Annotated in this window: 9 protein-coding genes; 4 read left to right on the top strand and 5 right to left on the bottom strand. The window is 68.2% G+C overall.

Annotated features, from left to right (window positions below; translation table 11 throughout):
- Positions 1-122: 122 nt before the first annotated feature.
- The 3 genes from adh to K7G19_RS05840 form a co-directional block, all read right to left on the bottom strand.
- The gene (gene adh / locus K7G19_RS05850; protein ID WP_226106390.1) at positions 123-1,643 is read right to left on the bottom strand and encodes an aldehyde dehydrogenase; all 1,521 of its coding nucleotides are present in this window, start codon (positions 1,641-1,643) and stop codon (positions 123-125) included.
- 299 nt (positions 1,644-1,942) lie between these two features.
- Positions 1,943-2,569 carry a response regulator transcription factor gene (locus K7G19_RS05845; RefSeq protein WP_226106388.1) on the bottom strand — a complete coding sequence of 209 codons (627 nt, stop codon included), beginning with the start codon at positions 2,567-2,569 and terminating at the stop codon, positions 1,943-1,945.
- Positions 2,569-4,014, bottom strand: a complete 1,446-nt coding sequence (locus tag K7G19_RS05840) for a histidine kinase (protein ID WP_226106386.1) — start codon at positions 4,012-4,014, stop codon at positions 2,569-2,571. Before K7G19_RS05840 ends, K7G19_RS05845 begins: the two co-directional genes overlap by 1 nt.
- Before the next feature lie 195 nt (positions 4,015-4,209).
- Here K7G19_RS05840 and K7G19_RS05835 point away from each other — a divergent pair, with 195 nt between their 5' ends.
- Together K7G19_RS05835 and K7G19_RS05830 are read left to right on the top strand one after the other, a co-directional pair.
- Positions 4,210-6,648, top strand: a complete 2,439-nt coding sequence (locus K7G19_RS05835; protein WP_226106384.1) for a TonB-dependent receptor — start codon at positions 4,210-4,212, stop codon at positions 6,646-6,648.
- Between the two features lie 90 nt (positions 6,649-6,738).
- The gene (locus K7G19_RS05830) at positions 6,739-7,500 is read left to right on the top strand and encodes a hypothetical protein (RefSeq protein ID WP_226106382.1); all 762 of its coding nucleotides are present in this window, start codon (positions 6,739-6,741) and stop codon (positions 7,498-7,500) included.
- A gap of 38 nt (positions 7,501-7,538) precedes the next feature.
- Here the strand turns inward: K7G19_RS05830 and K7G19_RS05825 are convergent, their stop codons facing one another.
- Positions 7,539-9,869 carry a glycoside hydrolase family 55 protein gene (locus K7G19_RS05825; RefSeq protein WP_226106380.1) on the bottom strand — a complete coding sequence of 777 codons (2,331 nt, stop codon included), beginning with the start codon at positions 9,867-9,869 and terminating at the stop codon, positions 7,539-7,541.
- 245 nt (positions 9,870-10,114) lie between these two features.
- Between K7G19_RS05825 and K7G19_RS05820 the strand changes: the two genes are divergently transcribed.
- Both K7G19_RS05820 and K7G19_RS05815 read left to right on the top strand, forming a co-directional pair.
- Positions 10,115-10,543: an antitoxin Xre/MbcA/ParS toxin-binding domain-containing protein gene (locus K7G19_RS05820; RefSeq protein WP_149318727.1), complete on the top strand. Its 429-nt coding sequence runs from the start codon at positions 10,115-10,117 to the stop codon at positions 10,541-10,543.
- Complete coding sequence (locus K7G19_RS05815; protein ID WP_226107024.1) at positions 10,543-11,004, top strand: RES family NAD+ phosphorylase; 462 nt, start codon at positions 10,543-10,545, stop codon at positions 11,002-11,004. Before K7G19_RS05820 ends, K7G19_RS05815 begins: the two co-directional genes overlap by 1 nt.
- Before the next feature lie 105 nt (positions 11,005-11,109).
- Here the strand turns inward: K7G19_RS05815 and K7G19_RS05810 are convergent, their stop codons facing one another.
- Positions 11,110-12,111 carry a tripartite tricarboxylate transporter substrate binding protein gene (locus K7G19_RS05810; protein WP_006578080.1) on the bottom strand — a complete coding sequence of 334 codons (1,002 nt, stop codon included), beginning with the start codon at positions 12,109-12,111 and terminating at the stop codon, positions 11,110-11,112.
- Positions 12,112-12,143: the final 32 nt, after the last annotated feature.

The raw sequence follows: 12,143 nt of genomic DNA, 5'->3' as shown, positions 1-12,143 counted from the left end.
GAATCCGCGAAGATGCCGTCGTCCGCGCGAAGGCCGGGAGCCCGGCGTCCCTGCCGCTTGCGGCGGCACAGGACGCCAGGATCCGGCCTGGCGAGGGCGACGGCCGTTGCCAGGCCCGTCGGTCAGAAGAAGCCGAGCGCGTTCGGGCTGTAGCTGACCAGCAGGTTCTTGGTCTGCTGGTAGTGGTCCAGCATCATCTTGTGGTTCTCGCGTCCGATGCCCGATTGCTTGTAGCCGCCGAACGCCGCGTGGGCCGGGTAGGCGTGATAGCAGTTGGTCCACACGCGGCCCGCCTGGATCGCGCGGCCGAAGCGGTAGGCCCGCGTGCCGTCGCGCGTCCACACGCCGGCGCCGAGGCCATACAGCGTGTCGTTGGCGATCTCGAGCGCCTCTTCCTCGGTCTTGAAGGTGGTCACCGATACCACCGGCCCGAAGATCTCCTCCTGGAAGATGCGCATCTTGTTGTGGCCGCGGAAGACGGTCGGCTTGATGTAGTAGCCGTTCTCCAGGCCATTGCCCAGTTGCGCGCGTTCGCCGCCGGTCAGCAGCTGCGCGCCTTCCTGCTTGCCCAGGTCGATGTACGACAGGATCTTCTCGAGCTGTTCCTGCGAGGCCTGCGCGCCGATCATCGTGCTGCGGTCCAGCGGATGGCCTTGTTTGATCGCCTCGACGCGCTTGATGGCCCGCTCCATGAAGCGGTCGTAGACCGATTCCTGGATCAGCGCGCGCGACGGGCAGGTACAGACCTCGCCCTGGTTCAGCGCGAACATCGCGAAGCCTTCCAGCGCCTTGTCGAAGAAGGCGTCGTCCTTGTCGAGCACGTCGGCGAAGAAGATGTTCGGGCTCTTGCCGCCGAGCTCCAGCGTGACCGGAATCAGGTTCTGGCTGGCGTATTGCATGATCAGCCGGCCGGTGGTGGTCTCGCCGGTGAAGGCGATCTTGGCGATGCGCTTGTTCGAGGCCAGCGGCTTGCCGGCTTCGAGGCCGAAACCATTGACGACGTTGAGCACGCCCGGCGGCAACAGGTCGCCGATGATCTCCAGCAGCACCATGATCGAGGCCGGGGTCTGCTCGGCGGGCTTGAGCACGACGCAGTTGCCGGCGGCAAGCGCGGGCGCCAGCTTCCACGTCGCCATCAGCAGCGGGAAATTCCACGGGATGATCTGGCCGACCACGCCCAGCGGCTCATGGAAGTGGTAGGCGATGGTGTCGTGGTCGATCTCCGAGATGCCGCCCTCCTGCGCGCGCACCGCGCCGGCGAAATAGCGGAAATGATCGATCGCCAGCGGCAAGTCGGCGGCCATGGTCTCGCGCAGCGGCTTGCCGTTGTCGATCGTCTCGGCGACGGCGAGGCGCTTCAGGTTGGCCTCCATGCGATCGGCAATGCGGTTCAGCACGTTGGCGCGCTCGGCCGGCGAGGTGCGCGCCCAGGCCGCCTTGGCCGCATGCGCGGCGTCCAGCGCCAGCTCGATATCGTCGGCATTGGAGCGGGCGATCTTGCAGAACGCCTGGCCGGTGACGGGCGACAGATTGTCGAAATACTGTCCGGATTGCGGCGGCACCCACTTGCCGCCGATGAAGTTGTCGTAGGACGCCTTGTACGGGAATTCGATATCGAGGAATTTCAGTTCCGCATGGTTCATGGTGGTGTCTCCTGACGAATCGTCTGTCTTGCGTTTGTCTTGCGTTTGTCTTGCGGTTGCGCTGCTGTCTTGGCGACCGGGTGTCCGGCCAGTCCACTTCCCTCAGCGCAAGGAGCGTGCCATTTGCCGGCCGCCGTTTTTCGGCATGGTTCGCCCGTGATGCGCGCCCGCACTGTTGCGTCGCTAATCGCGGCCCTGTCCCCGGTGTCCCGAAATGGAGCAATCGCACTGCGGCCGGCGATCAACGGTCCGCGATCAAGGGGCCATGGCCAACGGTCCCGCGGTCTGCGGTTCTGCCTTCAGTCAAGGCCGTGCTCGCGCGCATAGCGGTACATCTCGACGACGTTGGCCAGTCCCAGCTTCTTGCGGATCAGCGTCTGGTAATTGGCGATTGTCTTGGTGCTCAGGTAGAGCTGCGCGGCGATGTCCTCGAGCGCGATACCGCGCACCAGCAGGCGGAACAGATCGAACTCGCGCGGCGACAGGCGCATGTGCGGCAGCGCCTTCGGGTCTCCCTCGCCGGCGAGGCCGGCGATATCGTCCGACAGCGGCTGCTCGCCGGCCGCGACGCGATGCACCGCGTCGACCAGCAGGTCTGGTGCGCTGCTCTTGGTCAGATAGCCGTCCGCTCCCGCGCGCAGCGCCTGCGCGACGATGGCGGGGCTGTCATGCATGCTGAAGACCAGCACGCGCAGGGCGGGCACGCGCGCCTTCAGGCAGCGCAGCACTTCGAGCCCGCCGCGGCCCGGCATCGACAGGTCCAGCACCAGCACGTCGGCAGGGTGGCGGCTGAGCCAGAGATAGGCGGCATCGCCGTCGGCGAACTCCCCGACGACCTGCAGGCGCTCGTCCAGCTCCAGCAGGCGGCGGTAGCCGGTCCGCACGACGGCATGGTCGTCGGCGAGTACGACGCGCAGCGGCATCATCAGGCCAGCTCCGGCAGGCAGCCGTGGCCGGGGGCGCCGGCGCGGGTCGTGATGTCTGGCGCATGCACCGCCGCAACGGCCGCACCCTTCGAAATCGTCGCGACGGCGGCAGGCGGCGCCGCCAGCGCGCCAGGGAAACGCGCAAGCAGCTTCAGCCCGGGCCGCGTTTCGCCGGGCCGCGAGGCGCCCAGCTCCAGCTCGCCCCCATGGGCCCACACCCGTTCCCGCATGCCGCCCAGTCCGCAGCCGGCCTCGAGCGCGGCGCCGAGATCGGCGATGCCGCGGCCGTCGTCCTCGACGCACCAGACGATATCGCCGGCGGCGTTGGCGGCCACGCGGGCCTGAACCGTTCCGGCGCCGGCGTGCCGTACCGCGTTGGTCAGGGCCTCCTGCGTCATGCGGTAGAGCGCCAGTGCCAGCGCCGGCGGTACCGCCACCGCGCCAAGCTCTATCTCCAGGCGAAAGTCCGTGCGCGAGTCCGGCTGCGTGCGCCACCCTTGCAGCAAGTCCTGCAGCATCCGCGCCAGCGGCACCGGCCCGTTGCCCGGCTGCGTGCCATGCGGCCGCAGCCGATGCAACAGCGAGCGGACATCCTGCTGGATGCGCGCGCCATGCTGCGACAGCCCGTCGGCCACGCCGCGCAGCCCGGCGTCATGCGCCAGCCGGCGCGACAGGTAGGCGGCGTCGGCCCGCATCGCGGTCAACGTCTGGCCAAGCTCGTCGTGCAGTTCGCGCGCGATGCGCGCCCGCTCGTGCTCCTGCGCATCGAGCAGCCGCAGGCTCAACGCGCGACGGGAAGCCTCCGCCTGCGCCAGCGCCGCGGCGAGCTGCTGCAACGCCCGGCGGATGGCGTCAAGCTCGGCGATCCGGGTCGGGGGCAGCGCCGCATCGTATTCGGCGTGCTCGTATCGGCGGATTGCCGCCAGCATCCCGCGCAGCGGGGCCAGCGCCCGTCGTGCCGACCAGGCGATGCCGGCGAACAGCAGCGCGCTGTACAGCATCAACGTGGCCAGCTGGCCGGCAAAGGTGTTCAGCGCCTCGCTTTCCTCGCTGCGCGGATTCCAGTCCAGCGCCACGCGGTAGGCGGCGCCCTCGGCCGCGGGGATGGTCCACGACGCGGCCGGCCCGGCGGGCGCTGCGCTGCCGGCGGTCCCGGCCTGCGGGACGAGGACCACGCCGCGATCGTCCCGCAGTGTCAGCCGCAGATGGCGCAGCGCGCCGGAGGCCGCGATGTCCCGCAGGGCCCGCAAATGTCCGTCGTGGGCCTCGGCGGGATCTGCCTGCAGCCCGGCGAGATGGCGAAACATCCTGGCCGTCGCGTCGGCGCCGCGCCGTTCGCTGCGGATGTCGCCCGCGGCGGTGGCCAGCGCGAACAGCGTGGCGACGATCAGGCTGAGCAGCGCGATCGGCGCGGCCCGAAGCAGCAGGTGGCGGGACAGGGGCATGGCTAGGGTCTCCTCGTGTTCGTCGAGGCGGCCCGTGCGCTCTGGTGGCGTGGTTGCGTGGCGCGCGATCCCGGCACGGCGAGCCCGGCCCTGTCGTCAGGTCGGGAGTTTTTCCCGGCCCTCGGGGTACGGAATCTGCTCGACGGGATCGTGCGGCCCGACAGAGGTCCGCTCGATAACAGGAGGAGATGCAAGATGTCAGCCAACCGGAGCGGTGCCGCCGCCGGCGGCCGGCGCGCGGCCGCCGCGCCGCGCCGCGCGGGGCCCCCCGTGCCCAGCGCCATCGCCGTGGCCTGCGCGATCGCGCTGTTCGGCGCCGGCCCCGCTGTTGCACAACAGGGCAGCACTGTGTCACAACAGGACAGTTCGCTGCCGACCGTCACCATCGTCGCCGCCGCGCCGCTGCCCGGCATCGGCGTGGAACGCGATGCCTTGCCCTATTCGGTGCAGAGCGCCGACGGCGAGGCGGTGACGGGCCCGCGCGCGGGCAATCTGGTCGAATACCTGAGCCGCAATCTGCCCGGCGTCAACGTCAACGAGATCCAGGGCAGCCCGTTCCAGGCCGACGTGACCTATCGCGGCTTTCGCGCTTCGTCGATCCTCGGCGTGCCGCAGGGCCTGTCTGTCTATCTGGACGGCGTTCGCGTCAACGAACCGTTCGGCGACGTGGTGAACTGGGACATGATTCCCGAAGCCGCGCTCGACAATGTCGCGCTGGTGTCGGGCTCAAACCCCGCCTACGGCCTGAACACGCTCGGCGGCGCGCTCGCGCTGACCACCAAATCCGGCCTCACCTCGCAGGGCTTCGGCGCCGACCTGTCCTACGGCAGCGGCGCCCGCAAGCGGGCCGATCTGTCCTTCGGCGCGCGCAGCGAGGACGGCTGGCACGGCTTCATCGCCGGCACGCTGTTCAAGGAGAACGGCTGGCGCGACCATTCCGATGGGCGGCTCGGCAACCTGTTCCTGAAGGCGGGCCGCAGCAGCGGGTCGACCGAGTGGGACGTGTCGCTGCTGCACGGCAGCAGCAGGCTGGTCGGCAACGGTCTGGTACCGGACTATCGGCTCGATGGCGACGCAGCGGTGCCCGACCTGTACGCGGCCAACCGGCGCGCGGTGTTCACCTATCCGGACCAGACCCGCAACCGCGTCACGCAAGTCATGCTCAACGGCAGCCACTGGCTCGACGACAAGACCCGCATCTCCGCGATGGCCTATGTCCGCCACAGCCGGCGCGATACCGTCAACGGCGACGTCAGCGAGGACTATGCCGAGTACGCGGAGGCCTGCGAGGATGGTTTCCATCCCGACGGCTCGCCGGTCGACGACGACTGCGGCCTGACACGAGAGCAGGGCGCCGCGTTGCATCCGGCCGTGCTGAACACCACCCACACCCGCCAGCGAGGGGAAGGCATTGCGCTGAGCCTGGCCAGGGAGCTGGGCGCGCACCGCATCAACATGGGAATGACGTTCGACGCAAACCGCGTGCGTTACGCGCAGTACGAGCAGGAGGCGCTGCTCAGTGCCGACCGGGGCGTGACCGCCGCGCCGGGGTCCGACGTCGAGCTGTTCTCTGGCGCCCATGGCAAGTCGCGCGCGATCGGGCTTTATCTGGCCGACCTGTGGGCGCTGACGCCGAGCACCCATCTGAACCTGTCGGCACGCTGGAATCGGCTGAAGGTCACCAGCACGCTGATCGACAGCGACGGCAGCGACAAGCCGACGGAGCGCTTCACCTACAGCAAGCTCAATCCCGCCATCGGCGTGACCCAGCAGGTCGGGGCGGGGCTGACGCTGTTCGCCAACGCCGCGCAGAGCAATCGCGTGCCGACCGTGATCGAGCTGGGCTGCGCCGACCCCGCCCAGCCATGCCGCTTGCCCGCCGGCCTGCAGGCCGACCCGTATCTGAAGCAGGTGGTGTCCCGCACCTACGAGGTCGGCGCGCGCTGGCGGCCGTCGCGCGACTTCGAGCTGTCGGGCGCGGCCTACCGCACCGACAATCGCGACGACATCCTGTTCCTGCGCGCACCGAACAGCCAGCAGGGGTATTTCTCGAACTTCGATCGCACCCGCCACCAGGGCCTGGACCTGCTGGCCAACTGGCGCCTCGACGCGGTCACGCTGCGGCTCGGCTACAGCTATCTGCAGGCCACCTACCAGGCCCATGGCCGCATCCTGGCCGGCGAGCGCACCATCGACGTCCGGCCCGGCATGCGGCTGGCCGGATTGCCACGGCATACGCTGAAGTTCGGCGCCGACTGGCGCGTGACGCCGTCGTTCGCGGTGGGCGCCGACGTGCTGGCGGTGTCGTCCAGCGTGATCAGCGGCAACGAGGACGGCCTGGCCAGCGACCCGCGGCCGGGCAGGGCGCCGGATGCGCGGCGCTGGGATACCGCCGGCTATGCCACCGTCAATCTGCGCGCCAGCTATCGGGTCAGCAAGCAGCTCGAGCTGTATGCGCGCATCGACAATCTCTTCGACCGCCGCTATGCCAGCTACGGTCAGCTGGCCGAGAACATCCTGCCGGATGGACGGCTGGTGCAGCCGCACGTGGCGCCGCAGGATGCGGCGACGTCGCGCTTCATCGCCCCTGGGGCGCCGCGCAGCATGTTCGTCGGGCTGCGGTACCGGATGTAGCGCGGGACAGGGGGACGGCAGGGCGGCGCGGGGCCGATGTCGCGGGGGCGATGTGCTAGGCTCCCGCACTTTGCCCTTCACGCCATCGCCATGCAGCCGTCGTTCGCCGCCTTTCGTGCCGCGCTTGCCAGTTTCGTCAGTTCACGCGCCCTCAAGCTCGCCGTCGGTCCGATCGTGGTGCTGCTGATCGCCGGTGCGATCTTTCTGGGCCTGCCGCTCGTCATGCTGATGATCGGCATCGTGCCGCCCTGGGTGCAGGCGCTGTACGGGGGCGCGGGTGGGGTCGCGCAGACGCTGCTGGTGGTGCTGTACCAGCTCGCGCTGATCCTGCTGGTGGCGCTGTGGTCGATGCCGGGCGCGGTCGCACAGATCGGACCGGCTTACTCCGCAGCCGGCCCGTCTCCCGACGCCATGGCGGGCCAGCGCGGCGCACTGGCGCACTACATCGGCACCTATATCGTGCTGTGCGCGGTGATCCAGTTCCTTGGCACGGTGCCGCTGCTGTACGGCGTGGCCAACCTCGCGGCCCAGGGCTGGCTGGCGATGCGGCTGATGCCGTATCTGGCCCTGCGCAAGCGCGCATCGGCCAGCGAATTCGCGGCGCTGACCAAAGCTTGGCGCCTGCCGTTCGCCGGCGTGGCGATCGCTGGTGTCGTGCTCAGCGGCCTGATCGCCGCGGCCATCTCGGGAGCAATCGCGCTGCTGCTGCCCGGGCCGGCAGCGTTTGCCGGCGTGACCATCGGGCGCGTGCTCGGGATGCTGTTTCTCGTTTACTGGTTCGCGCACCTGTCGCTGCGGGCGCTGGCCGCGATGCGGGGAGATGCGGCGAGCGCCCGGCCCGCGCTGCCGTAGGCGGAAGGCCATCGCGGTAAAGCGGCGGCCTCTCGCGCCTACGGGCGATTGTTCCGGATCATCGCACCCGGCGGCCCGCTCGATCCGCCGAACCAGGGCTCGACCCGCGCCTGGTTCTGTTCGACCAGTACCGAATAGTTGTCCTTGAAGCTGTTCGGGAAAAAGATCATGCCGGGGCTCGCCACCCGGTTTCCTCGTACCAGGATGCCGGACAGCGTCGCGCCCGGCATGCCTTGCACCGCCAGCCCGCGCGTGACGTTGCGCGCCGCCGTGCGCATCACGAAGACCGGGTCGCCATCCTCGGCGACGGTGTTATCCAGGCAGTCGATATTGAAGGTCGGCAGATAGGTGTTGTCGCCATAGGGACCATAGGCCGCGATGGCGATGCCGTCGCCGGCGTTCATGTTGTAGTTGTGGTCGATCACGCTGTCGAACACGCCGCCAAAGAACAGGATCGAATTCAGCGCGCGGCCATGCATGTTGCGGAACTCGTTATGGCTGACGGTGATGCGCAGATAGCCGGTGGTGATGTTGATCACCGAGGACGAATCGGGCACCACGTCCCATGGCGTCGCCAATTCCATCACGCGGCCCTTGATCGATTTCAGATGCCGGTACTGGCCGACGCCCGTGCCGGCGACGATCGACATCAGCACGTTCTCCGGATTGCTGGTGCCGACCATGTCCCAGTTCGGATCGCGCGCCAGCGTCACCGTACTGGCCGAGCTCGCGGCGAGCCTGCCCAGATACGCGCCGCCGCCGCCGTCCGTCGTAAAGAACTGGTTGGTCGGCGTGTAGGTCATGTTGCGGAACAGGTTGTAGCCGAGATAGAAATTGCGCGTGGCGTTGGCCGTGGTGCCGCTGATCATCGGCCGGCTGGCGCCGATCACCACGCCTTCGTTGACCTCGTCCTGCGCGCCGAACAGATTCTTGGTGACGACGACGTTCTGGCTGTTGGCAATGCCGTAATCGCCCTTGGTCGCCCGATTGCCAGCGATCAGCACGCCGTCGCCGTAGTCGATGGAGAGCGTCTTGCGCGAGCTCAACGTCGAATTGACGATGCGCAGGTCGGGCCCGGAAATCTTGATCAACTGGGCGCTTTCCGCGCCGTTGGTGTAATCGGCCGACACGACGAAATTGACGCGCTGGATCAGGATATGGCCGTGCGTGCGCGGATCGCTGCCCAGATCCGCGGCCCGCAGCATCGTTTCGCGATGGGGCCCGCGCAGCGTCAGCGAGGCGATGCCGAAATGACTGTCGCCGGTGATCCATGACGCGGGGGTGGCCGCGGCGTTGTTCGCCTTGCCGAGCAGGGTGGTCGCGTCCTCCGATTCCCCAACCAGATACTGATGGCGGCGCAAGGCGATCGTTCTCGAGATGGCGAATTGCCCGGCCGGCAGCTTGAATACGGTGCGGACGCCGTTGCTGCGGTTCTTGTCGAGGCACGCTTGCAGCGCCGGGGCGTTGTCGGTGACGCCATCGCCGGCCAGTCCCGGGCAGGCCACTACCGCGGGCGGTTTTGGCGCGGGTTGAATGCGGATCGGCACCGGCAGCGCCGCAGTCAGGTCCTTTTTCGGGGAGCCGATCCACACATGGTAGGGGCCGGGCGCCATGTCGGCGGGCACGGCCGCCACCAGCGCGGTATCGTCCGCGTGCTCGACCGTCAGCGGATAAAGCCGGTTGTCGGCCGATTGCAGATAGGCTTCCTTGCTGCCGTTGAAGTTCTTGCCGAACAGCCGCAGCTTGCCTCCGGCCTCGGCGCCGCAGTTGACCAGCTCATGCGCCGGCGCCTCCAGGCTGGAATCGGTATCGGGCGTGCCGAGAATCCACTGGATTTCCGGCCGATTGACGATGCCTTCCAGCGCCGGCACCGCGCGATCCTGATCCTCGATGCGGTAGGCGTAGGGGCCGTATTTCAGGTTGGCCGGGATGGTGAAGGTCAAGCCCGTGGAACTCAGGTTGACGGCCGGCACCGTGATCGCGCTGGCCCGGACCGCGCTGCGCCAGTCGGTCATCCCGGACGTCAGCGCCGCCAGCCGCACGGTCTTGCGGTTGGCGGTGAAGGCGCCGCTCATCAATACGCTCTGGCCGGGCCGGTTCTCGCGCGAGGTCCAGAAAATGGCGTTCTTCTCGTAGACCGGATCGCTGTCCGGCCGCATCCGGTTGACATCAACGAACACCGCCCGCTTGCCGCTGCCGGTGTCGCCGTTCCTGCCGATCATCGGGTTGGCGCACCCGCTCAGCGTGCCGGCTTCGGTAATGGGCGCGACCGGCGTGCCCGCCGCAACCGCGGGCACCGACGCCCCGCGCGCCTCCGCGCCGCCCGCCACCGCCTGCCAGCAGCCGAACAGCGCCAATGCGGCCGTCAACAGGCGCTGTCGAAAGCGAAACGCTGGTTTCATGGCTCCCCCCGGTTGTGTCTGGCGAACGGACGGCCATGGCAGAACTGCGCCCATCGCCTATATCGGACGGGCCATTAATGTCTGGAAACCACGCCCGTCACAGTACGAGACGGCACACAAGGAGGAATCGGAAGACCTGCCGTCTTTCCTGCTTAGCGGAGGGGGATCAAATGGCCTACAATTTGGCATCAATTGATCCAAGAGGTGCGGATATGCTGATCGTTCCCCCGGAACACATCAGCGCGGCCATGGCGCTGTCGCCTCCCCGCGTATCCATCGCCGAACTCGATGCCGCGGTGCGGGAAGGACTGCCAAAGTCCGCACTCCGAGAAATCGTCGAACACGTGGTCCGAACTTCGGACGAACGACGGATGTTGATGTCGCGGATCGTGCCGGAAGCGACCTTCAAACGCCGCAAGGACCGCCTGACGCCGGACGAGTCGGAAAAGACAGAGCGTCTGGCTCGAATCTTCGCGACGGCCCGTTTCGTATGGGATGACGAAGAGGACGCCAGGGAATTCCTGCATGCGCCCCATCCGCTGTTGGACGGTCACACACCGCTCGACGTATCGATGACGGAGCTGGGCGCCAAGCGGGTCGAGGAAGTTCTCTGGAGGCTCTTCTACGGCATGGCCGCGTGATGCGGATCTACCGGATCGCAGATCGGCGCCATGAAGTGTGGAACGGCAACGGCGCCATGCTCGTGGGCGGGCGTTTCAACAGCCCGGGCGGCCCCGTCATCTACGGCTCCCTGAGTTTCGCGGGCGCAATGCTCGAGATTCTCGTTCACTCACGCATCGGCAAGGTGCCTCGCCAGCATGTCGTGGTGGTTGCCGACGTACCTGACGACATCGCGCTCGAACGTGCAGGGCCGGACGACTTGCCGGCGGGATGGGACGCCGTGAACGATCCCCGCACGGCTCGCGGCTTCGGCGATCGCTGGCTGGCCGACCTCCGATCGGCCGTGCTGATCGTGCCATCGGTCGTTGCCCGGCTCGAGTGGAACGTTCTGGTCAATCCAATGCACGCGGATGCAGCCAGGCTGGTCGTCTCGGCGCCGGAGCCGGTGCGTTGGGACGAGAGGCTGTTCCGGGCGCCGTAGTCCGTGTCCGCCGCCGGGCAAGCTCATCCGCCGATTGCCGATGAGGGATGGAAGCCCCGGGGGCGGTCCCCCGGGACTGTACGCGCTGTACGGGCCGTACGAGCGTTACTCCGCCGAAATCTTCGCCCGCTTCACCACCTCGCCATAGCGCTGCAGGCGATCGGCCATCATGCGTTCGAAGGCGGCGGGGGCCATGTCTTCCGGCGGGACCACGCCGCGGGAGCGCAGGGCGGCCTGCATGGCGGGATCGCTGGCCGCCTTGCGCACGGCCTGGTAGATCTTCTGCACCACCGGCTGCGGCGTGCCGGCCGGTGCGGCGATGCCGGTCCACGAGCTCAGGTTCAGTTCGGGATAGCCCAGTTCGGCCAGCGTCGGCACGTCCGGCAGCTGCTCGAGGCGCTGTTCGGAGGCGACCGCCAGTGCGCGGACTTTGCCGTCCTTGACGTGCGGCAGCATGATGACGAGGTTGTCCAGGATGAACTGCACCTCGTTGCTCAGCACCGCCGTGATCAGTTGCGAGCCGCCGCGGTACGGGATATGGGTCGCCACCGCGCCGGTGCTGGCCTTGAACATCTCGACGTTCAGCTGGCCCATGCTGCCGACGCCGCCGCTGCCGTAATCCAGCTTGCCCGGGTTCTTCTTCGAATAGGCGATGAACTCCGCGAAGGTGCGCACCGGCAGGCTGGAATGCACGACCAGCGCATTGGGCTGCCGGCCCAGGATCGCGATGTTCTCGAAGTCCTTGATCGGGTCATAGCCGATGCGCGGCTGCGTCAGCGGATTGGCCAGGTGGCTGCTCTGCGACGACACCACCAGCGTGTAGCCGTCGGGCTTGCTGCGCGCGACGACCTGCGTCGCGACCGAACCGCCCGCGCCGGGACGGTTGTCGACGACCACCGGCACGCCAAGAATGCGCGACAGCGGCTCGGAATACTGGCGCGCCATGATGTCGACCGATCCGCCGGGCGGGAAGGGGACCACCAGCGTGATGGGACGCGACGGCCAGTTTTCCTGCGCCACGGCGCCCAGCGGCGCGGCGGCGGCAATGGCGGCGGCGCTCAGGCCAAGACCAACGAAGCGGCGGCGGGAGAAGGGCAGGTTCTGCATGATCAGAAAGGCAGGATGGAAAAGGGATTCGT

Origin of the sequence: Cupriavidus sp. DB3 (genome assembly GCF_020418465.1) — a bacterium.
GTDB lineage: Bacteria > Pseudomonadota > Gammaproteobacteria > Burkholderiales > Burkholderiaceae > Cupriavidus > Cupriavidus cauae.
Note: the sequence above shows the minus strand (reverse complement) of the source record. Positions and strands in the feature narration are given on the sequence as shown.

Excerpts from the sequence above, each read along its gene's own strand:
- adh (WP_226106390.1), bottom strand. The coding sequence starts at position 1,643 with ATGAACCATGCGGAACTGAAATTCCTCGATATCGAATTCCCGTACAAG.
- K7G19_RS05845 (WP_226106388.1), bottom strand. The coding sequence starts at position 2,569 with ATGATGCCGCTGCGCGTCGTACTCGCCGACGACCATGCCGTCGTGCGG.
- K7G19_RS05840 (WP_226106386.1), bottom strand. The coding sequence starts at position 4,014 with ATGCCCCTGTCCCGCCACCTGCTGCTTCGGGCCGCGCCGATCGCGCTG.
- K7G19_RS05835 (WP_226106384.1), top strand. The coding sequence starts at position 4,210 with ATGTCAGCCAACCGGAGCGGTGCCGCCGCCGGCGGCCGGCGCGCGGCC.
- K7G19_RS05830 (WP_226106382.1), top strand. The coding sequence starts at position 6,739 with ATGCAGCCGTCGTTCGCCGCCTTTCGTGCCGCGCTTGCCAGTTTCGTC.
- K7G19_RS05820 (WP_149318727.1), top strand. The coding sequence starts at position 10,115 with ATGCTGATCGTTCCCCCGGAACACATCAGCGCGGCCATGGCGCTGTCG.
- K7G19_RS05815 (WP_226107024.1), top strand. The coding sequence starts at position 10,543 with ATGCGGATCTACCGGATCGCAGATCGGCGCCATGAAGTGTGGAACGGC.
- K7G19_RS05810 (WP_006578080.1), bottom strand. The coding sequence starts at position 12,111 with ATGCAGAACCTGCCCTTCTCCCGCCGCCGCTTCGTTGGTCTTGGCCTG.